This window comes from Haliea atlantica (assembly GCF_054779855.1).
Window position 1 is genome coordinate 20,105 of sequence record NZ_BAAGXL010000025.1, and the last position, 18,773, is coordinate 38,877.

21 protein-coding genes are annotated in these 18,773 nt (G+C 66.4%); 12 read left to right on the forward strand and 9 right to left on the reverse strand.

Annotated elements, in window-relative coordinates; all coding sequences use genetic code 11:
- Nucleotides 1-17: 17 nt before the first annotated feature.
- Nucleotides 18-2,621: a DNA gyrase subunit A gene (gyrA, locus tag ACYVGS_RS15760; protein ID WP_460589639.1), complete on the reverse strand. Its 2,604-nt coding sequence runs from the start codon at nucleotides 2,619-2,621 to the stop codon at nucleotides 18-20.
- Between the two features lie 227 nt (nucleotides 2,622-2,848).
- Here gyrA and ACYVGS_RS15765 point away from each other — a divergent pair, with 227 nt between their 5' ends.
- Genes ACYVGS_RS15765 through ACYVGS_RS15780 form a run of 4 tightly spaced genes read left to right on the forward strand, consistent with a single transcriptional unit; the run spans nucleotide 2,849 to nucleotide 6,346 of the window.
- Nucleotides 2,849-4,186: a TRZ/ATZ family hydrolase gene (locus ACYVGS_RS15765; RefSeq protein WP_460589640.1), complete on the forward strand. Its 1,338-nt coding sequence runs from the start codon at nucleotides 2,849-2,851 to the stop codon at nucleotides 4,184-4,186.
- Nucleotides 4,183-4,902, forward strand: a complete 720-nt coding sequence (gene ubiG / locus ACYVGS_RS15770; protein WP_460589641.1) for a bifunctional 2-polyprenyl-6-hydroxyphenol methylase/3-demethylubiquinol 3-O-methyltransferase UbiG — start codon at nucleotides 4,183-4,185, stop codon at nucleotides 4,900-4,902. The genes ACYVGS_RS15765 and ubiG overlap by 4 nt, the downstream gene beginning before the upstream one ends.
- On the forward strand, nucleotides 4,899-5,582 hold the full coding sequence (locus ACYVGS_RS15775; RefSeq protein ID WP_460589642.1) for an HAD family hydrolase: 684 nt from the start codon (nucleotides 4,899-4,901) through the stop codon (nucleotides 5,580-5,582). Before ubiG ends, ACYVGS_RS15775 begins: the two co-directional genes overlap by 4 nt.
- 17 nt (nucleotides 5,583-5,599) lie before the next feature.
- Complete coding sequence (locus ACYVGS_RS15780) at nucleotides 5,600-6,346, forward strand: NAD(P)-dependent oxidoreductase (RefSeq protein WP_460589643.1); 747 nt, start codon at nucleotides 5,600-5,602, stop codon at nucleotides 6,344-6,346.
- Between the two features lie 50 nt (nucleotides 6,347-6,396).
- Here ACYVGS_RS15780 and ACYVGS_RS15785 read toward each other — a convergent pair whose 3' ends face one another.
- The 6 genes from ACYVGS_RS15785 to ACYVGS_RS15810 all read right to left on the reverse strand — a co-directional run bounded on the left by ACYVGS_RS15785 (nucleotide 6,397) and on the right by ACYVGS_RS15810 (nucleotide 11,384).
- The gene (locus ACYVGS_RS15785) at nucleotides 6,397-7,257 is read right to left on the reverse strand and encodes an SMP-30/gluconolactonase/LRE family protein (protein ID WP_460589644.1); all 861 of its coding nucleotides are present in this window, start codon (nucleotides 7,255-7,257) and stop codon (nucleotides 6,397-6,399) included.
- Between the two features lie 126 nt (nucleotides 7,258-7,383).
- A complete protein-coding gene (gene rluB, locus ACYVGS_RS15790; RefSeq protein ID WP_460589645.1) occupies nucleotides 7,384-8,313 on the reverse strand; it encodes a pseudouridine synthase in 930 nt (309 codons plus the stop codon).
- On the reverse strand, nucleotides 8,310-9,050 hold the full coding sequence (scpB, locus tag ACYVGS_RS15795; RefSeq protein WP_460589646.1) for an SMC-Scp complex subunit ScpB: 741 nt from the start codon (nucleotides 9,048-9,050) through the stop codon (nucleotides 8,310-8,312). Before scpB ends, rluB begins: the two co-directional genes overlap by 4 nt.
- Complete coding sequence (locus tag ACYVGS_RS15800; RefSeq protein WP_460589687.1) at nucleotides 9,051-9,821, reverse strand: segregation and condensation protein A; 771 nt, start codon at nucleotides 9,819-9,821, stop codon at nucleotides 9,051-9,053. It abuts the gene before it with no gap.
- Nucleotides 9,822-9,906: 85 nt separating this feature from the next.
- Nucleotides 9,907-10,530, reverse strand: coding sequence for an L-threonylcarbamoyladenylate synthase (locus tag ACYVGS_RS15805; RefSeq protein WP_460589647.1), 624 nt, complete (start codon nucleotides 10,528-10,530; stop codon nucleotides 9,907-9,909).
- Complete coding sequence (locus ACYVGS_RS15810) at nucleotides 10,527-11,384, reverse strand: PHP domain-containing protein (protein WP_460589648.1); 858 nt, start codon at nucleotides 11,382-11,384, stop codon at nucleotides 10,527-10,529. Before ACYVGS_RS15810 ends, ACYVGS_RS15805 begins: the two co-directional genes overlap by 4 nt.
- A gap of 135 nt (nucleotides 11,385-11,519) precedes the next feature.
- Between ACYVGS_RS15810 and ACYVGS_RS15815 the strand changes: the two genes are divergently transcribed.
- Genes ACYVGS_RS15815 through ACYVGS_RS15835 form a run of 5 tightly spaced genes read left to right on the forward strand, consistent with a single transcriptional unit; the run spans nucleotide 11,520 to nucleotide 14,509 of the window.
- Nucleotides 11,520-12,107, forward strand: coding sequence for an inner membrane-spanning protein YciB (locus ACYVGS_RS15815; RefSeq protein WP_460589649.1), 588 nt, complete (start codon nucleotides 11,520-11,522; stop codon nucleotides 12,105-12,107).
- Between the two features lie 13 nt (nucleotides 12,108-12,120).
- On the forward strand, nucleotides 12,121-12,420 hold the full coding sequence (locus tag ACYVGS_RS15820) for a YciI family protein (protein ID WP_460589650.1): 300 nt from the start codon (nucleotides 12,121-12,123) through the stop codon (nucleotides 12,418-12,420).
- A gap of 41 nt (nucleotides 12,421-12,461) precedes the next feature.
- Entirely contained in the window at nucleotides 12,462-13,136 is a 675-nt protein-coding gene (locus ACYVGS_RS15825; protein ID WP_460589651.1) for a TIGR04211 family SH3 domain-containing protein, read from the forward strand.
- A gap of 15 nt (nucleotides 13,137-13,151) precedes the next feature.
- Nucleotides 13,152-13,727 carry a peptidylprolyl isomerase gene (locus ACYVGS_RS15830; RefSeq protein WP_460589652.1) on the forward strand — a complete coding sequence of 192 codons (576 nt, stop codon included), beginning with the start codon at nucleotides 13,152-13,154 and terminating at the stop codon, nucleotides 13,725-13,727.
- Complete coding sequence (locus ACYVGS_RS15835) at nucleotides 13,727-14,509, forward strand: pyridoxine 5'-phosphate synthase (RefSeq protein WP_460589653.1); 783 nt, start codon at nucleotides 13,727-13,729, stop codon at nucleotides 14,507-14,509. The genes ACYVGS_RS15830 and ACYVGS_RS15835 overlap by 1 nt, the downstream gene beginning before the upstream one ends.
- Here the strand turns inward: ACYVGS_RS15835 and ACYVGS_RS15840 are convergent.
- Nucleotides 14,470-15,144, reverse strand: coding sequence for a class I SAM-dependent methyltransferase (locus ACYVGS_RS15840; protein ID WP_460589654.1), 675 nt, complete (start codon nucleotides 15,142-15,144; stop codon nucleotides 14,470-14,472). The genes ACYVGS_RS15835 and ACYVGS_RS15840 overlap by 40 nt on opposite strands.
- Between ACYVGS_RS15840 and ACYVGS_RS15845 the strand changes: the two genes are divergently transcribed.
- Nucleotides 15,138-15,824 (forward strand): pseudouridine synthase, encoded by a 687-nt coding sequence (locus tag ACYVGS_RS15845; protein ID WP_460589655.1) that lies wholly within the window; start codon nucleotides 15,138-15,140, stop codon nucleotides 15,822-15,824. The genes ACYVGS_RS15840 and ACYVGS_RS15845 overlap by 7 nt on opposite strands.
- Here ACYVGS_RS15845 and ACYVGS_RS15850 read toward each other — a convergent pair.
- Entirely contained in the window at nucleotides 15,807-16,628 is an 822-nt protein-coding gene (locus ACYVGS_RS15850) for a sulfurtransferase (RefSeq protein WP_460589656.1), read from the reverse strand. The two genes, ACYVGS_RS15845 and ACYVGS_RS15850, sit on opposite strands and share 18 nt — an antisense overlap.
- 92 nt (nucleotides 16,629-16,720) lie before the next feature.
- Between ACYVGS_RS15850 and rimO the strand changes: the two genes are divergently transcribed.
- Together rimO and ACYVGS_RS15860 are read left to right on the forward strand one after the other, a co-directional pair.
- A complete protein-coding gene (rimO, locus tag ACYVGS_RS15855) occupies nucleotides 16,721-18,037 on the forward strand; it encodes a ribosomal protein S12 methylthiotransferase (protein ID WP_460589657.1) in 1,317 nt (438 codons plus the stop codon).
- Nucleotides 18,038-18,048: 11 nt separating this feature from the next.
- Nucleotides 18,049-18,762 carry a 16S rRNA (uracil(1498)-N(3))-methyltransferase gene (locus ACYVGS_RS15860; RefSeq protein ID WP_460589658.1) on the forward strand — a complete coding sequence of 238 codons (714 nt, stop codon included), beginning with the start codon at nucleotides 18,049-18,051 and terminating at the stop codon, nucleotides 18,760-18,762.
- Nucleotides 18,763-18,773 lie beyond the last annotated feature (11 nt).

Sequence of the window (18,773 nt, forward strand, 5' to 3'; positions counted from 1 at the left end):
CAACAGTAGCAACAGGGTTAATCGTCGTTTTCGGGTGCGGCATCGGCGCCATCGCTCACATCATCGTGCGCGCCGGCGCCGGCCTCGTCATCCTCGGGCTCGGCCACCCGCTCCACACCCACCAGGGACTCGTCCGGCCGCGTGCGAATGACCCGAACCCCCTGGGTATTGCGGCTGAGGATGGAGACCTCTTCCGCCCGGGTCCGCACCAGCGTGCCCTGGTTGGAAATCAGCATCAGCTCGTCGCCGTCAAAGACCTGGGTGGCACCCACCAGGCGCCCGTTGCGCTCGCTGGTGGCCATGGCAATGACCCCCATGGTGCCGCGCCCCTTGGTGGGGAAGTCGGCCATCTCGGTGCGCTTGCCGTAGCCGTTTTCACTGACGGTGAGCACGCGGCCGCCCTCGCGGGGCACAATCAGGGAGATCAATTGATGCCCCTCGCCCAGCCGGATGCCGCGCACCCCGCGGGCGGTACGGCCCATGGCACGCACATGCTCCTCGTGGAAGCGCACCGCCTTGCCCTCGCTGGAAAACAGCATCACGTCACAGGCGCCGTCGGTGAGCGCCGTGCCGATCAGGATATCCTCTTCCTCCAGTTCGATGGCCCGCAGACCCACGCTGCGCGGACGGGAGAAATCCGCCAGGCTGGTTTTCTTCACGGTACCGCCGGCGGTGGCCATGAAGATGAACCAGCCCGGGGTGTAGTCGTTGACCTGCAGGATCGAGGTGATGCGCTCGCCCTCGTCCAGGGGCAGCAGGTTGACCATGGGGCGCCCGCGGGAATTGCGACCCGCGAGGGGGATCTGGTAGACCTTGAGCCAGTAGACCTTGCCCAGGTTGGTGAAACACAGAATGGTCGCGTGGGTGCTGGCAATCAGCAGGTGCTCGACGAAGTCCTCGTCCTTGACCGAGGTGGCGGACTTGCCCATGCCGCCGCGCTTCTGCGCCTGGTAGTCGGACAGCGGCTGGGTCTTGGCATAGCCCAGGTGGGAAATGGTCACCACCCGGTCTTCCTCGGTAATCAGGTCCTCCACCGTCAGGTCGTGCTGCGAGGCGGTGATCTCGGTGATGCGATCGTCGCCGAACTCGGTGGCAATTTCCTCCAGCTCCTCGCGAATCACCAGCTTGAGGCGCTCCGGGTCGGAGAGGATGTCCAGGTAGTCGGAGATCTCCTTGAGCTTCTCTTCGTACTCGTTGATCAGCTTCTCGTGTTCCAGGCCGGTCAGGCGGTGCAGGCGCAGCTCGAGGATGGCCTGGGCCTGGGCCGGCGACAAGTGATAGTGCCCCTCGCGCAGGCCGTACTGGGGCTCCAGCTCGTCGGGGCGGCAGGCATCCTCACCGGCGCGCTCCAGCATCGCGGTGACCTCGCCCGGCAGCCAGGGCTGGGCAATCAACTGCTCGCGGGCCTGGGCCGGGTTGGGAGAGGCCTTGATCAGCTCGATCACCCGGTCGATGTTGGCCAGGGCCACTGCCAGGCCCTCCAGAATGTGCCCGCGCTCCCGGGCCTTGCGCAGCAGATAGACAGTGCGCCGGGTGACCACCTCGCGACGGTGGCGAATGAAGGCCTCGAGCATCTGCTTGAGATTCAGCACCTTGGGCTGGCCGTCCACCAGGGCCACCATGTTGATCCCGAACACCGACTGCAGCGCGGTCTGCGCGTACAGGTTGTTCAGAACCACATCGCCCATCTCACCGCGACGCAGCTCGATGACCACCCGCAAACCGTCCTTGTCGGACTCGTCGCGCAATTCGGAAATGCCTTCGATCTTCTTTTCCTTGACCAGCTCGGCGATGCGCTCAATCAGGCGCGCCTTGTTCAGCTGGTAGGGAATCTCGTGGATGATGATGACATCCCGGCCTTTCTTTTCCTCGTGGATGACCTCCGCCCGGGCACGCAGGTAGATACGCCCGCGACCGGTGCGGTAGGCCTGGATAATCCCGGCGCGACCATTGATGATGCCGGCGGTGGGGAAGTCGGGCCCGGGGATGTATTCCATCAGGTCGTCGACCGTGATGTCCGGGTCCGTCAGCAGGGCCAGGCAGCCGCTGACCACCTCGCGCAGGTTGTGCGGCGGGATATTCGTCGCCATCCCCACGGCAATACCCGAGGAGCCGTTGACCAGCAGATTGGGCACGCGGGTGGGCAGCACAGCCGGAATACGCTCGGTGCCGTCGTAGTTGTCGACGAAATCCACCGTTTCCTTGTCGAGATCCGCCAGCATGGCATGGGAGATCTTGCGCATGCGGATCTCGGTGTAGCGCATGGCCGCGGCGGAGTCGCCATCGATGGAGCCGAAGTTGCCCTGACCATCGACCAGGGTGTAGCGCATCGAGAAGGGCTGGGCCAGGCGCACAATGGTGTCGTAGACCGCAGAGTCCCCGTGGGGGTGATATTTACCGATGACATCACCGACCACGCGGGCCGACTTCTTGTAGCCCTTGTTCCAGTCATTGTTGAGTTCGTTCATGGCGAACAGGACGCGCCGGTGTACCGGCTTGAGGCCATCCCGCACATCCGGCAGTGCACGCCCCACGATCACGCTCATGGCGTAGTCCAGGTAGGACTGCTTGAGCTCGTCCTCGATATTGACGGGAAGGATTTCCCTGGCTAGCTCACCCATGTAGTCTGGCTTCCTTACACTGAAGACGACAAACGCGGTCCGCCTCCGGGGGAGGCGCAAAACCGACCCGTTGCGAGGCCCTCACGGGCGCTGCCACCGATGCCGACGTAAACCGGGAATTATACGGAATCGGCGCTGCAGCCGCCATGCCTTTGCCGGCCGAGGGAAGTACCCGGCAAATCCGGTTATACTGGCGCCCCTGTCGGCACCACCAGCCAAGAGAGTCCATGAGCGAACTGCCCGAACACCCCGACAGCCTGCTGCACCCCCGCTGGATCATCCCCGTACTGCCCGAGGGCCAGGTACTGGAGAATCACAGCGTGGTTGTCCATCAGGGACGTATTGTCGCCCTGCTGCCCACGCACCAGGCCCGCGCACTGTCACCCGCCCGGGAAGTCGAGCTGCCCGAACACGCGATGATTCCAGGCCTGGTGAACGCCCATGGCCACGCTGCCATGAGCCTGCTGCGCGGCTATGCCGACGACTACCCGCTGATGCCCTGGCTGCAGGAGCACATCTGGCCCGCCGAGCAGGCCCACGTCAGCGCCGAATTTGTCCGCGACGGCAGCCTGCTGGCCATGGCAGAGATGCTGCGCGCCGGCACTACCACGTTTTCCGACATGTATTTTTTCCCCGAGGAAACCGCCCGGGTGGCACAGGAAACCGGCCTGCGCTGCCAGCTGGCCTTCCCGATCTTTGACTTTCCCACCGCCTGGGGCAGCGGCCCGGAGGAGTACCTGCACAAGGGCCTGGCCCTGCGCGACGACTACAAGCACCACGAGCGTATCAGCGTGGTCTTCGGCCCCCACGCCCCCTACACGGTCGGCGAGGAAACCCTCTCCCGCATTGCGGTACTCGCCGCCGAGCTGGACCTGCCGGTGCATATCCACCTGCACGAAACTCGCGGCGAGGTACTGCAGGCGGTGGAGCGCTGTGGCGAACGCCCGCTGGACACCCTGCATCGCCTGGGCCTGCTGGGCCCGCGCACCCAGTGCGTGCACATGACCGACCTGGGGGACCAGGACATCGCCCTGCTGGCAGCTTCCGGCGCCCAGGTTATTCACTGTCCCCAGTCCAACATGAAACTGGCCTCGGGCATTTGCCCGGTGAGCCGCCTGCAGCTCGCCGGGGTCAACGTTGCCCTGGGCACCGACGGCGCCGCCAGCAACAACGATCTCAGTCTGTTCGGCGAGATGCACAGCGCCGCCCTGCTGGCGAAACTGCAGGCTGAAGACCCCGCCGCACTCCCCGCGGCAAAGGCTTTGGAAATGGCAACCCTGGGTGGCGCCCGCGCCCTCGGCCTGGAAGATCGTATCGGCAGCATCGAACCCGGCAAGGCCGCCGACCTGGTCGCCATCGACCTCTCCGGCCCCGAAACCCAGCCGGTCCACCACCCCCTGTCGCAGCTGGTCTACGCCTGCAACGGCAGCCAGGTCACTCACTGCTGGGTGGACGGTGAGCCGCTGCTGGAGCAGCGCCGCCTGCTGACGCTCGACTGGGACGCCCTGCAACAGCGCTGCCGCGACTGGCAGCAACGGATTGCCGCAACAGGAGACCGCACATGACCGCCCAGGCCAACGTCGACCCCCAGGAGATCGCCAAGTTCGAGGCCCTAGCCTCCCGCTGGTGGGACCGCAATAGCGAGTTCCGCCCCCTGCACGAGATCAACCCCCTGCGCGCCAACTGGATCGACGAGCACTCGCCCGTGGCGGACAGCACGCTACTCGACGTCGGCTGTGGCGGCGGCCTGCTGGCCGAAGCCATGGCCCAGCGCGGCGCCAGCGTTACCGGCATCGACATGGGCGAAGCGCCCCTCGCCGTGGCGCGCATCCACCAGCTGGAGTCCGGGGTCGAGGTGGACTATCGCCAGAGCACCGCGGAGGACCTGGCGGCGGAGCTGCCCGGACATTTCGACATCGTCTGCTGCCTGGAAATGCTCGAGCACGTCCCCGACCCGGCTGCCGTTGTCGCCGCCTGCGCCGAGCTCGCCAGACCGGGGGCCTCGCTGTATTTCTCTACCATCAACCGCAACCCCAAGGCCTTCGCCTTCGCGATTGTCGGTGCCGAGTACATCCTCAAGCTGCTACCTGCCGGCACCCACGAGTACCGCAAGTTCATCAAGCCCTCGGAGCTGGCTGCCTGGCTGCGCGCCGCCGGCCTGGAACTCACCGGCATGACCGGGCTCACCTACAACCCGATTACCCGGCGCTACCGCCTCAACCCGCGGGATGTGGATGTGAATTACATGGTGCGCGCAGTCAAGCCGGAGCAGGCCGCATGACGCGTGCCATGCCGCAGCCCCCTGCCGCGGTGATCTTCGACCTCGACGGCACCCTGGTGGATACCGCGGACGAGTTTGTCACCGTGGTACAGACCCTGCGCGCGGAACACGAACTGCCGCCGCTGCCCAACCAGCGCATCCGGGCCAGTGTCTCCAACGGCGCCCGCGCCCTGGTCAGTCTGGCCCTCGACCTGAGCGAAGACGATGCCGAATTCGAGACGCGCCGCCTGCGTCTGCTGGAGCTTTACGGTGAGGTACTGGGCACCACCGCCAGGCCCTACCCCGGGATCGAGAATCTGCTGCGCGCACTCGGCGAACGCGGCATTCCCTGGGGCGTCTCCACCAATAAGCCCCGGGCCTACGCCGAGCCCCTGATGGCTCGGCTGGATCTGCAGCCGGCCCTGGGCAGCCTGGTGTGCCCGGACGATGTCAGCCAGCGCAAACCACACCCCGAGCCGCTGTGGCTGAACTGCAGCCAGCTCGGCGTGAACCCGGCTGAAAGCATTTATGTCGGCGACCACCTCAGGGACATCGAGGCCGGCCGCCGCGCCGGACTGTTCACCATCGCCGCCCGCTACGGCTATATCGAACCCGGAGACGACCCCGGCAGCTGGGGCGCGGACGCCGAGGTCCGCGACAGCACCGAGCTGACACCGCTCATCCTTCCCGACCTGGCATGACAACAGGAGACGCCCGCATGCGCCCCCAGGACTACCAAGCTCCCGACGACCTGCTCCGCGACAAGGTGATTTTGGTCACCGGTGCCGGCGACGGCATCGGCCGCGCCGCCGCCCTCGCCTTCGCCGCCCGCGGCGCGACGCTGATTCTGCTGGGCCGCACGGTGGAAAAACTGGAAGCCGTCTACGACGCCATCGAGAGTGCTGGCGGCGCCCAGCCGGCACTGTTTCCCCTGGACCTGACCAAGGCGACCGAGCAGGACTGCGAACAACTGGCCAGCGCCATCGGCGAGACCTTCGGACGGCTCGACGGCCTGCTGCACAACGCCAGTCTGCTGGGCGAGCGGCGGCCAATTGCCAACAGCAGCTTGTCGGCCTGGCAGGAGGTCATGCAGGTCAATGTGAACGCCGCCTTTCTGCTCACGCGCACCCTGCTGCCACTGCTGGAGCAGGCACCCCAGGCCTCGGTGGTGTTTACCTCCTCCGGCGTGGGGCGCCGGGGGCGCGCCTACTGGGGGGCCTATGCGGTGTCGAAGTTCGCCACCGAAGGGCTGATGCAGGTACTGGCGGACGAGCTGGAGAATACCTCGCGGGTTCGGGTCAACAGCCTCAACCCCGGCGCCACCAATACTGCCATGCGGCGCAGTGCGTACCCGGCGGAGGAGCCAACACGCAACCCCTCCCCGGACGAGATCCTGCCCGCCTACCTCTACCTGATGGGTGACGACAGCATCGGGGTGACCGGCCAGGCCCTGGACGCGCAGTAGCAACCGGGCCTTCAGCGCCCCACGGGGCCGGGGAGACCGAACGCTCCGGTTTAGGGCCAGCCCGCCCCGGGTTCCGCCACCCGGACACTCTCCACCCGACCGTCTATCTCGGCGGGCTCGCCAGAAACATGCAGCGACGCGGCCGTCATGCAGAACAGGGTGCGCCGGTCATCGCCGCCCAGCATACAGGCGATGGCGTGGCGGGCACCCGTGCCGATCCGCTGCAGGACAGTCTCGGAGCCCCGCTGCATGTGCAGAAACTCGTGGGTCATCGGCGAAGCCACCCAGACGTTGTCCCGCGCATCCAGGCACAGGCCGTCGCTAACCGCCCCCTCGGGCAGCGTGGCATAGACCTGGCGGTTGGACAGGGAGCCGTCTTCGGCGAGGTCGAAGGCGGCCAGCTCGCGGGAACCGCTCTGCCCGACCACCAGCGTGCGCCCATCCGCGGTGATCGCCATGCCATTGGGGCAGATCAGATCCTCCGCCGCCACCGTGACCCGACCGTCGGGGTCGGCCCGCAACAGCACGGCCGCGCGCATGGCCTCGCCTTTTTCATAATCGAAGCCCATATTGCCGACGAAGGCGTGCCCGTGGCGATCGACCACCATGTCGTTGGCGGCACCGGTGCACCAGGGGGAAAGGTCGGCGACTTCCTGCAGCGACCCATCGCGATAGCGCAACAAGCGGTGGTCGTTCATCGACACCAAAAGGAGGGTACCATCGGGCAGCCAGCCGAGCCCCGAGGGGCGCCCGGGCACGCTGAAGACCACCTCCTGCAAGCCATCGGGGCGGATGCGCTTGACCGCGCCACCGCGCATGTCGGAAAAGTACAGCCAGCCCTCGCGCCAGCGCGGGCCCTCGCCGAACACCACGTCCGTGCTGATAACCTGAAGCTCTGCCGATTCCGCCATACTCGCTCTCCTTGTTATTGCTGACCGATCGACAGCAAAGCGTAGAAGATCCGGGGGAAAAGCAGAAGTGCGGCGGCGAGAAGACCGCCGCTGGTACAGATTGCCGGGCCCCAGTGGGCGGTGCGGCTAACCGCGTCGGCGTGGCCCGCCCGCCTTCGGACGCGAGGTGCTGCGGCGGCCGGCAGCGGCCGGCGCCTTGCGCTTGGCAAACTGGCGCTCCATCACCTCTTTTTCCTTGACCGAGCCCCGCTGCAACTTTTTCTCCTTGAGGCCGGCCATGCGGTAGAGGCTCTTCACCTCCTTGGGGTCGAGCTCGGTCCACTGGCCCTGCTTGACCCGGGAGGGAATGAACACCTCGCCGTAACGCACACGCTTGAGACGGGAAACCGTCAGCCCCTGGGATTCCCAGAGCCGGCGCACCTCGCGGTTGCGCCCCTCCATGATCACCACGTAGAACCAGTGATTGATGCCGTCGCCACCGCCGTCCTGGATGTCGGTGAAGCGGGCCACGCCATCCTCCAGCTCGACCCCGTTGACCAGGCGCTCAAGCATCTCGGGCTCCACCTGGCCCATCACCCGCACCAGGTATTCTCGCTCGATATTGGCCGACGGATGCATCAGGGAGTTGGCCAGCTCGCCGTCGGTGGTGAACAGCAGCAGGCCCGAGGTGTTGTAGTCCAGGCGACCGATGGAAATCCAGCGTCCTTTCTTCAGCTTTGGCAGTCGCTCGAACACGGTGCGTCGACCCTGGGGATCGCGGCGGCTGCACACTTCCCCGGTCGGCTTGTGATAGAGAATGCAGCGGGTTTCCCGCGCCGGCGCCCGCTCCAGGGGCTTGCCGTCGATGGCAATACGCGCGCGCTCATCCACCCGGTCACCCAGTGTGGCCGGATGCCCGTCGACACTGACCCGGCCTTCCTCGATCCAGCGCTCCATCTCACGACGGGAACCAAGGCCGGTCCGCGCCAGCACTTTTTGCAGCTTTTCCCCGGGCTGTTGGCGCGACCCGCTATCCGCGGCTTCGGCGCCGGCGGGTGTGACATGACGGCGGCTCAATGCTTCGCTCCCGATTCGGGGTGAGCAGTATCCGCAGGGCTCTCCCCGGCAGCGAAAGCCTCCTCGTCCGCACTGTCGGGAGTCGGCTCGGTCAGTTCACTGTCCCCCAGAGAGGACTCAGCGTCAGGCTGCCCGCTAACGGCAGCCTCGGCTTGGGCTGCGGCGGCATCGGCAAAGCCGAGTTCGGCATTCAGGGTTTCCAGGTCACGTATCTCCGCCAGGGGGGGCAACTGATCGAGGTTGCGCAGGTTGAAATAATCCAGGAACTGCCGCGTGGTGGCGTACATCGCCGGGCGGCCGGGGACATCGCGGTGCCCCACGACCCGCACCCACTCGCGCTCCTGGAGGGTCTTGATGATGTTGGAACTGACGGCCACGCCGCGAATCTCCTCGATCTCGCCGCGGGTAATCGGCTGTCGATAGGCGATCAGTGCCAGGGTCTCGAGCAGCGCCCGCGAGTACTTCTGGGGGCGCTCCTGCCACAGCCGCCCCACCCAGGGTGCCAGGGACTGGCGCACCTGGAAGCGGTAGCCACTGGCGACTTCCACCAGTTCGAAGCCACGCCCGGCGCAGCGCTCACTCACCGCCGCCAGGGCTTCCCGGATATCGCCATTGGAGGGGCGCTCCGCCTCTTCGAAAAGCTCCGCCAGCTGCTGCACGGCCAGGGGCTTCCCGGCCGCCAGCAGTGCGCCCTCGACAATCTGCACCAGCGTGCTGCTGTCCTGTTCGGGGGGCATCTACTCCACCCTTGCCTTGACGTGAATGGGACCGAAGGACTCGGTCTGCACGATTTCCACCAGCGACTCCTTGATCAGCTCGAGAACCGCGAGGAAGGTCACTACCACCCCGAGGCGCCCTTCCCGCTCGGAAAACAGGGATACGAAGGGTACAAACTGGCGTCCCACCAGGCGCTCCAACACCTCGGACATGCGCTCGCGCGTGGACAGGGCCTCGCGCTGGATGTGGTGGCTCTCGAACATGTCGGCCCGGCGCAGCACTTCACTCAGTGCCAGCAGCAGCTCGCGCATCTCCACCTCCGGGTGCGGCCTGGCGCGCTCCAGATCCGGCGGCTCCGCACTGCCCGCCCAGGTATCCCGCCCCAGCCTGGGCAGCTCGTCGATATCCTCGGCGGCCTTCTTGTAGCGCTCGTATTCCTGCAGGCGCCGGATCAACTGCGCTCGCGGGTCCTCTTCCTCGTCGTCGACCATCTCGGAGCGCGGCAACAGCATGCGCGACTTGATCTCCGCCAGCATGGCCGCCATCAGCAGGTACTCCGCCGCCAGCTCGAACTGCAGCGCGTCCATCAACTCGACGTAGCGCATGTACTGCTCGGTGATTTCCGAGACGTCGATTTCCAGAATATCCAGGTTCTGGCGACGGATCAGGTAAAGCAGCAGGTCCAGCGGCCCCTCGAAGGCCTCGAGAAAGACCTCGAGCGCCTGGGGCGGTATGTACAGGTCCTTGGGCAGCTCGGTGATCGCCTTGCCCATGACCACCGCAAAGGGCATCTCGCCCTGCTCGGGGCGGGCGGCGTTGGAAGCGGAGGAATCGGTCACGGAGCTGCCTGTGGTCATAATTCGCGCAGTATACCCCTCAGGGCAGGAAGGGCGCCACGTCTCCCTTGCCCTCGCGGGTGATCTCGGGAACGTCACCCGCCAGATCCACCACGGTGGTCGGCTCCAGGCCACAGAAACCACCGTCGATAATCAGATCCACCTGGTGTTCGAGCAGGTTGCGGATATCCCAGGGGTCGGTCAGCGGCAGGTCGTCGCCCGGGAGAATCAGGGTCACGCTCATCAGCGGCTCTCCCAGCTCGGCCAGCAGCGCCTGGGTAATGGCATTGTCCGGCACGCGCACCCCCACCGTCTTGCGCTTGGCCTGCTGCAGGCGCCGCGGAACTTCCGACGTGGCCTGGAGAATGAAGGTATAGGGTCCGGGGGTGTTGTTCTTGAGCAGGCGAAAGTCGGTGTTGTTGACCCGGGCGTAAGTGCCGATCTCCGAGAGGTCCCGGCAGACCAGGGTAAAGTTGTGGCGGTCATCCAGGCGCCGGATGCGGCGAATACGGTCCACCGCCTGCTTGTCGCCCAGGTGGCAGCCCAGTGCATAGGCGGAATCGGTGGGATAGACCACCACCCCACCCTGGCGGATGATGTCCACCGCCTGGCGCACCAGGCGGGCCTGGGGCGTCTCGGGGTGGATCTGGAAAAACTGACTCATGTACAACTCTCCTGCTCGGGGGCCTGCCAGCGTTCCCAGACGCCCCGCAGCCCCTCCAGATGGCGGGGCTCGACACCAAGGTCGGCAGCCCACGACTGTTCCTGATGAAAATCACTGCCCAGTGAGACCGCCAGCTGTTGCCGCCTGGTCAGCTCGCGCAACTCGCGCCCTTCGTTGGGCAACTGGCGTCCACTGAGCACTTCCACCGCACCACCGCCGGCAGCGCGAAAATCCGCGGTCAGACGCTCCAGCCGGGTGCGGGTCAAGCGGTATTTCAAGGGGTGCGCCAACACGGCCACGCCGCCTGCGGCGACGATCCAGCCGACCACCTCCTCCAGGACCGGCCAGAAGGCCTTTACGTCCCCCGGCTTGCCGCGACCCAGGTAGCGGTCGAAGGCCACCGAGGGCTCCGCCACGTGGCCCTGCGCGACCATCCAGGCAGCGAAGTGCGGCCGGCCGATCTGGCTGTCGCCGGCGGCCGCACGGGCCCCCTCCAGGGCGCCAGGCAGGCCCAGTTTCTCGAGCCGCCGGGCAATCACCGCGGCCCGCTCCAGACGCGCCTCCGCCTGCCGGGACAGACCCGCGGCCAGCACCGGATGATCGACATCCAGGTTCAGGCCAACCACGTGCACGTTGACCCCCGACCATTGGCAGGACAGCTCCACCCCGGGCACCAGGTGCAGGTCACCGGTCGCAAGCGCGCGGCTTGCCGCGGCCGCGCGGTAGCCCGCCACGGTGTCGTGATCGGTAATCGCCAGCTGGCTCACGCCGCGCGCAAGGGCGCGCTGCACCAGGTCCGCGGGTGACAGCGCACCGTCCGAAGCGGTGGTATGGGTGTGGAAATCGACAAGCACGATGTTAGCGTCTCCGCTTTGCTCTGCTTCCCGCTGTGCACTACACTGGCGGGCTACCGCCCGTCCTGCCGGCGGTGCACCGCGGCCTCCTGCGGGCAAAGCGGCATGGTAACACGGGGCTCCAACAGGTCTGCCATGAAACAACTTGCCGAATTCATTCCCATTGCTCTGTTTTTCATCGTCTACCAGATGGACGGCGACACCATCAGCCTGGGCGACTGGCAACACACGATCGACGGCATTTTCAGCGCCACTGCCGTGCTCATGCTGGCCACTCTCCTGCAGCTGCTGATCACCTTCGCAGTGAACCACAAGCTCGACAAGCGCAGCCTGTGGACTGGCGTGGCGGTACTCGCTTTCGGCGCCGCCACCCTGCTGTTGCGCAATGAACTGTTCATCCAGTGGAAGCCGACCATTTTCAACTGGGCCCTGGCCCTGGTCTTCGGCGCCTCGCAGTTCATCGGCCAGCGCAACCTGATGGAGCGCACCCTCGGCGGGCAGATACAGTTGCCAAAGTCTGTGTGGCTGCGCCTGAACCTGCTGTGGACAGCGCACTTTGCCATCGTCGGCACCCTCAACCTGGTGGTTGCCTACACCTGGAGCGAAGCCGACTGGGTCAGCTACAAGCTGTATTCGGCGATCGGCTTCACCCTGCTCCTCACCGTATTGACTGCCTGGCTGGTGGCTCCGCATCTCAAGGAAGATACCGCCAGCGACTCCTGACAGGACCCGATTCATGCTTTACGCGATACTCTGCGACGATGTCGACAACAGCCTGCCCTTGCGTCAGCAGGCGCGCCCCGCCCATCTGGCCCGGATCCAGGCGCTGGTCGACGAGGGGCGCCTCCTGGTTGCGGGCCCGCACCCGGCCCTGGATACCGAGGACCCGGGCGACGCGGGCTTTACCGGCAGCCTGATCATCGCCGAGTTCGACAGCCTGGAGGCCGCCACCGCCTGGGCGGACGCCGATCCCTATGTCGATGCCGGCGTGTTCCGCCGGGTCGTGGTCAAACCCTACAAGCGCGTGCTGCCCTGAGCATGCCCGATATCCCCCTTCCATTGACGAGGACTCTCCACGTGCGCCTGCCATTTTTATGCGCCCTGCTCACCGCCCTGGTGGCGCTGCCCAGCGCCGCGCAAGATACCCGCTATGTCCGCGACACCCTGTATGTACAGGTCCGCAGCGGCGCCGGCGATGAGCACGACGTCGTGCATCGCGGCCTGGCGTCCGGCACGCCGGTCCAGGCGGGCGAACGCTCCGCCGACGGCGAGTGGATGGCGGTGACACTGGAGGACGGTACCCGTGGCTGGATGCCGGAGCGGTTTTTGATGGAGGAGCCCCCGGCCTCGGTGCAGCTCGCCGAGGCACAGCAACAGGTCGCTCAACTGGAGTCTGAAAACAAGCGTCTGGCCGATGAGGTGGCCGAGATGCATGCGCTGTGGGGCAACCTGCCCCGGGAGGGGGCGGACGGCGAAGAGACCCTGCGGGCGGTGATGGAGGAACTGGCCCAACTGCGGCAAATTTCCGGCAAATCGCTGCAGCTCGATGCCGACAACCGGCGGCTGGCGGAGGAGGCCGAGAAGCTGCGCTCCCAGGTGGACGTCCTGGCGGCGGAGAACCTGCGCCTTCAGGATAGCCTGCGCACCAATACCTTCATGGACGGCTCCCTCGCGGTCCTGCTGGGCGTCATCATCACCCTGGTCGTTCCGCGGCTGTGGCCCAAGCGCCGCCGCTACGACGGCTGGGCCTGAACCGGAGAACTCTGCATGCGTCGTCGATTCCTGCTGGGACTATTGCTACTGGCAACATTCACCCTACCCACCCACGCCAGCGAGACCAGCCAGCCCTACCCGCTGGTGGTCATCCGTACCGACGAGGGCGATATCACCCTGCGCCTGCTGCCGGACAAGGCGCCGGTCACGGTCGCCAACTTCCTCGAATATGTCGAGGCGGGGCATTACCAGGGCACCATTTTCCACCGGGTGATTCCCGACTTCATGATCCAGGGCGGCGGCCTGCTACCCGACATGACTGAGAAGCCCACCGGCACGCCGATCCAGAACGAATCGCGCAACCGCCTGCACAACACCCGGGGCACCATTGCCATGGCGCGGATGAATGATCCGGACTCCGCCACCGCCCAGTTCTTCATCAACCAGCGGGATAACCTGCAGCTGGACTGGACCCCGGGTCGCGAGGGTTATACCGTCTTTGGCGAAGTCGTGGCGGGTATGTCGATTGTCGACTACATTGCCACCAGCCCGACCGCAGAGGTCGAGGGGCACGCCAACGTGCCGGTAGAGCCGGTGATCATTCGCAGCATTGAACGCGTGGGCCTGTGATGATCGCTCTCAGCGTCAACCTCAACAAGATCGCCCTGATCCGCAACTCCCGGGATACCCGCAACCCGGATATTCCCCACCACGCCCGCCTCTGCATCGACGCCGGTGCCGACGGCATCACGGTACATCCGCGGCCGGACCAGCGGCACATCCGCGCCAGCGACTGCTTTGACCTGGCAGCCATGCTCGAGGTGGAGTTCAACATCGAGGGTAACCCGATGGCCGGCCCCCGGCGCAGCGACCGCGCGGGCGTTGGCGACTACCCCGGCTTTATGCAACTGGTGCGTGAAATCCGCCCCGCCCAGTGCACCCTGGTCCCCGACGGCGACCAGCAGCTGACCTCGGACCACGGCTTCGATCTGCAACGCGAGGGCGACCGTGTCGCCCCGCTGGTGGAAGAACTGAAGTCCCTGGGTATCCGCACCAGCCTGTTCATGGATCCGGACCCGGAACAGATTCGTCTGGCGGCGCAGGTGGGCGCGGACCGCATCGAGCTCTACACCGAGGCCTGGGCCCGTGCGCATGCCAGTGGGGAGGATGTGGACGCCGTTTTGAGGCAGTTCGCGACAGCCGCCGAGGCGGCCCTGGATGCGGGCCTGGGCATCAATGCGGGGCACGACCTCGACCTGCACAACCTGCCGCCCTTCGCCAGCGCGATACCGGGGCTGCTGGAGGTCTCGATCGGTCACGCCCTGACCGTGGACGCCCTCAGCCTGGGCCTGCCGCGCACCATCGCCGCCTATCAGCGCGCCCTGGGCAAGGACGCGCCGGACCCGAGATAAATCCGCACGTCCCGAAAGGTGACGGATTCATCCAGGTCCGGCAGGGTACAGGACTCCCGCGCAGCGAGCTGGCGATAGCCCGGCTCACTGAAGTCCTTCACCCGAGAATCCGCCAGCAGTACCCGGTCCGCCCGCTGGCGGAAGCGTTCCAGCCAGCCCAGGTTGGCGCGGTCGTAGAGCACATCGGCGGCAATCAGCAGGTCCACCGGCCCCGTTACATCGGCGAAATCCGCGACCAGCTCCAGCTCGACGCCGTTCAGCGCCGCATTGGCGGCCGTCGCATCCAGGGCGTCGGGGTCGATATCGCAGGCGAGCACTTCGTCCGCCCCGGCCAGCGCGGCGGCGATCGCCACCACCCCCGATCCGCAGCCAAAATCCAGCACCCGGCGGCCGCGTACCCAGTCCGGGTGCTCCAGCAACCAGCGCGCCAGGACCTGCCCGGAGGCCCAGCAGAAAACCCAGTAGAGCGGGTTGTCCATGACCCGCGCCGCCTGCTCCGCTGTCAGCTCGCCCTGGGGGTAGTCTGCATTCAACAACCAGAGATCGAGGGCACGGGGTGCGTCAAGCGACACCGGCTCCAGCCGTGCTCCCGGAAGAATCTTGCGCAGACGCTGTTGCAGCCTGTCGATTGTCATTACCATTGCTCTCCATGCATATCGAAGCCACACCCTACCTGGTGCCCCACAGCCGCGAGCCGATCGAGATCCTCCACGAGGACGAACACCTGCTGTTGGTGCGCAAACCCGACCTGCTGCTGAGCGTACCCGGCCGTCACCCGCGCAACCATGACAGCCTGATCAGCCGCCTGCAGCAAACCCACCCCACGGCCAGCATCGTGCACCGGCTGGACCTGGATACCTCGGGCATCATGGTGGTGCCACTGAGCCGCGAAGCGCATGCCGAGATCAGCCGGCAATTCCAGCAGCGCGAGGTGTTCAAGACCTACGAGGCCCTGGTATTCGGCGTACCCGCCACAGCCGAGGGGCAGGTCGACCTGCCCCTGATCGCCGACTGGCCACGGCGACCACTGCAGAAGGTCTGTCACCAGCAGGGCAAGGCGGCCCTGACCTGGTACGAACTGCTGGAGAGCCACGGCAACTACAGCCGGATGCAATTGATGCCGGTAACGGGACGCTCTCACCAGCTGCGCATCCACATGCGCGAGCTGGGCCACCCGATCCTGGGCTGCGACATGTACGCCCACGCCGAGGCCTTTCGCATGGCGCCGCGCTTGATGCTGCACGCCACCCGGCTGGGTCTGCGTCACCCGGTCACCGACGAGTGGCTGGAGGGCAGCTCACCCGCCCCCTTCTGAATCCAGGTAACTGCACCAGTCCGACCAGCTGCCCGGGTACAACAGGGCGTCGCCGCGACCCAGGCGATCCAGCGCATACAGGTTCACGCAGGCGGTCACCCCCGAGCCGCAGTAAGCCACCAGCGGTTTCCGCTCCAACAACTCCCCAAAGTGCGCACGCAGCTCGGCGTCACTGCGCAGGAAGCCCGCGGCGTCGGTAACTGCCTGCCAGGGTCGGTTGAGCGCCCCGGGAATATGCCCGGCCACCGGATCGATGGGCTCCTCCAGCCCCAGGTAACGCCGCTCCTCCCGGGCATCCACCAGCGTGGCTGACTGTGCCTGAAGCGCTATCAGTTGCTCCCGGTCACACACCCCTCGATAATCCTCGACCGCCGGCACCGCACAGGCACGGGTCGCTGTGTCAGCGGAGGCTGCGGCAGCGCTCTCCACCGCCCCCCCAGCCGCCAGCCAGGCAGCATAGCCACCGTCCAGCAGTGCCGGCGGGCGGTAGCCGAGGGCACGCAGCAGCCACCAGCAGCGCGCCGCAAAGGCGAAGCGCTGGTCGTCGTAAACCACCACCTCGCTGTCGCGACCGATGCCCAGGGCCGCCAGTCGAGTCGCCAGGGCTGCGGGGTCGGGCAGGGGGTGCCGACCGCCGTGTGTCGCCACAGGGCCCGAGAGGTCACGCTCCAGGTGCAGGTAATGGGCGCCCGGAATATGCCCCTCGCGCCAGGCCTGCTCACCGGCACCGGGGTCGGCGAGACTGAAGCGGCAATCGAGGACAATGGCGTCCGGCCGGCGCATTAGCTCACTCGCGGTCAACATGACTGTCTCACTCCTCTGGTTCTTTCCGGTCCCGGCGACCTGTATAATCGGCGACCTTTTGATCAATCCGCCCCGCACCCACAGGTATTCCCATGTCCAGCAACAAGGTCGGCTTCGTCAGCCTCGGCTGCCCCAAGGCCCTCGTCGATTCCGAGCGTATTCTCACCCAGCTGAAGCTGGACGGCTACGAGATTGTCCCCAGCTACCAGGATGCCGAGCTGTTGGTGGTCAATACCTGCGGCTTTATCGACAGCGCCAAGCAGGAATCCCTGGATGCCATCGGCGAGGCGATCAGCGAAAACGGCAAGGTTATCGTGACCGGCTGCATGGGCAAGGGCAACGATGCCGAAACCATTCGCCAGCTGCACCCGAAAGTGCTCAGCGTCACCGGGCCGGCGGCCTACGAGGAGGTCGTTGGCGCAGTACACCAGTATGTGCCCCACGCACCGACTCACGACCCCTACGTCGACCTGGTACCGCCCCAGGGGGTGAAGCTCACGCCGCGCCACTACGCCTACCTGAAGATTTCCGAGGGCTGCAACCACCGCTGCAGCTTCTGTATCATCCCGCAAATGCGCGGGGACCTGGTCAGCCACCCGATTGGCGAGGTCATGAGCGAAGCCGAAGGCCTGGTACGCGCCGGCGTCCGCGAGCTGCTGGTGATCTCCCAGGACACCAGTGCCTACGGCGTTGACCTCAAATACCGCACCGGTTTCTGGAACGGCCGGCCGATGAAAACCAGCATGCAGGCCCTCTGCGAGGGACTCGGCGAGCTGGGCATCTGGGTGCGCCTGCACTACGTCTACCCCTACCCCCACGTCGACCACATCGTGCCGCTGATGGCCGAGGGCAAGATCCTGCCCTACCTGGACATCCCCTTCCAGCACGGCAGCCCTTCGGTGCTCAAGCGCATGAAGCGCCCCGCGGCGGCGGAAAAGTCCCTGGAGCGGATTCGCCGCTGGCGGGAGATCTGCCCCGAGATCACCCTGCGCAGCACCTTCATCGTCGGCTTCCCCGGCGAGACCGAGGCGGAGTTCCAGCAGTCACTGGACTTCCTCGAGGAAGCACAGCTCGACCGCGTCGGCTGCTTCCAGTACTCCCCGGTCGCCGGTGCCCCCGCCAACGAGCTGCCTGACCCGGTGCCGGAAGAGGTCAAGCAGGAGCGCTGGGAGCGTTTCATGGCCCTCCAGCAGCAGATCAGTGCCGACAAGTTGCAGGCCAAGATCGGTCAGCGCATCGAGATTCTGATTGATGAAGTCGATGAGGAAGGCGCCATCGGCCGCTCCACCGCCGATGCCCCGGAAATCGACGGCAAGGTCTACCTGGACGGCGTGACTGACCTGCAACCCGGGGATTTCGTCGAGGCCGAGGTCACCGCTGCCGACGAATACGACCTCTGGGCCGGCTAGACACGCGCCCGATGAACGTCCTGCTGTTCCAGCCCGGCGCCTGCGATGACGCGGGCCAGTTGCGCGTCACGGGTCGACAGCTCCAGCACCTGCGCGAGGTTCACCGGGCCGGCCCGGGGGACAGCCTGCGGGTGGGTGAAATCAACGGCCAGCTGGGCAGGGCCGAGATCCTCGGTCTGGAAGACGACCACGCCCTGCTACAGGTCACACTGGATCAGCCACCGCCGCCGCGCCTGCCGGTCATCCTGGTAGTCGCCCTGCCGCGTCCAAAGATGCTGCGCCGCCTGCTGCGCAGCGCCGCCGAGTTCGGGGTCGAGGAACTGCACCTGATCCACAGCTACCGGGTGGAAAAGAGCTACTGGCAGACACCGGTGCTGCAGCAGGATACGATTCGCGACTACTTCCTGCAGGGGGCCGAGCAGGCGCGGGACACCCGCTTGCCCCACCTGAGCCTGCACCGGCGCTTCCGCCCCTTTGTCGAGGACCAGTTGCCCGGGCTGATCGCGGGCCGGGAAGGCCTGCTGGCGCATCCCGGTGAAGCGCCCCCCTGCCCCACCGGCGGAGAGTCGCGGCCCCGCCTGCTGGTGGTGGGCCCGGAGGGCGGCTTCATCGCCTGGGAGGTGGAAAAACTGCTGGCGGCGGGCTGTCGACAGGTATCCCTCGGGCCGCGCATCCTGCGGGTGGAAAACGCCGTCGGCGTGCTGCTGGGGCGGCTGCTTAACTGAGCGCTGCCACG

Coding starts and splice junctions, on each gene's coding strand:
- gyrA (WP_460589639.1), bottom strand. CDS start 2,621: ATGGGTGAGCTAGCCAGGGAAATCCTTCCCGTCAATATCGAGGACGAG.
- ACYVGS_RS15765 (WP_460589640.1), top strand. CDS start 2,849: ATGAGCGAACTGCCCGAACACCCCGACAGCCTGCTGCACCCCCGCTGG.
- ubiG (WP_460589641.1), top strand. CDS start 4,183: ATGACCGCCCAGGCCAACGTCGACCCCCAGGAGATCGCCAAGTTCGAG.
- ACYVGS_RS15775 (WP_460589642.1), top strand. CDS start 4,899: ATGACGCGTGCCATGCCGCAGCCCCCTGCCGCGGTGATCTTCGACCTC.
- ACYVGS_RS15780 (WP_460589643.1), top strand. CDS start 5,600: ATGCGCCCCCAGGACTACCAAGCTCCCGACGACCTGCTCCGCGACAAG.
- ACYVGS_RS15785 (WP_460589644.1), bottom strand. CDS start 7,257: ATGGCGGAATCGGCAGAGCTTCAGGTTATCAGCACGGACGTGGTGTTC.
- scpB (WP_460589646.1), bottom strand. CDS start 9,050: ATGCCCCCCGAACAGGACAGCAGCACGCTGGTGCAGATTGTCGAGGGC.
- ACYVGS_RS15800 (WP_460589687.1), bottom strand. CDS start 9,821: ATGCCCTTTGCGGTGGTCATGGGCAAGGCGATCACCGAGCTGCCCAAG.
- ACYVGS_RS15805 (WP_460589647.1), bottom strand. CDS start 10,530: ATGAGTCAGTTTTTCCAGATCCACCCCGAGACGCCCCAGGCCCGCCTG.
- ACYVGS_RS15815 (WP_460589649.1), top strand. CDS start 11,520: ATGAAACAACTTGCCGAATTCATTCCCATTGCTCTGTTTTTCATCGTC.
- ACYVGS_RS15820 (WP_460589650.1), top strand. CDS start 12,121: ATGCTTTACGCGATACTCTGCGACGATGTCGACAACAGCCTGCCCTTG.
- ACYVGS_RS15830 (WP_460589652.1), top strand. CDS start 13,152: ATGCGTCGTCGATTCCTGCTGGGACTATTGCTACTGGCAACATTCACC.
- ACYVGS_RS15835 (WP_460589653.1), top strand. CDS start 13,727: ATGATCGCTCTCAGCGTCAACCTCAACAAGATCGCCCTGATCCGCAAC.
- ACYVGS_RS15840 (WP_460589654.1), bottom strand. CDS start 15,144: ATGACAATCGACAGGCTGCAACAGCGTCTGCGCAAGATTCTTCCGGGA.
- ACYVGS_RS15850 (WP_460589656.1), bottom strand. CDS start 16,628: ATGTTGACCGCGAGTGAGCTAATGCGCCGGCCGGACGCCATTGTCCTC.
- rimO (WP_460589657.1), top strand. CDS start 16,721: ATGTCCAGCAACAAGGTCGGCTTCGTCAGCCTCGGCTGCCCCAAGGCC.
- ACYVGS_RS15860 (WP_460589658.1), top strand. CDS start 18,049: ATGAACGTCCTGCTGTTCCAGCCCGGCGCCTGCGATGACGCGGGCCAG.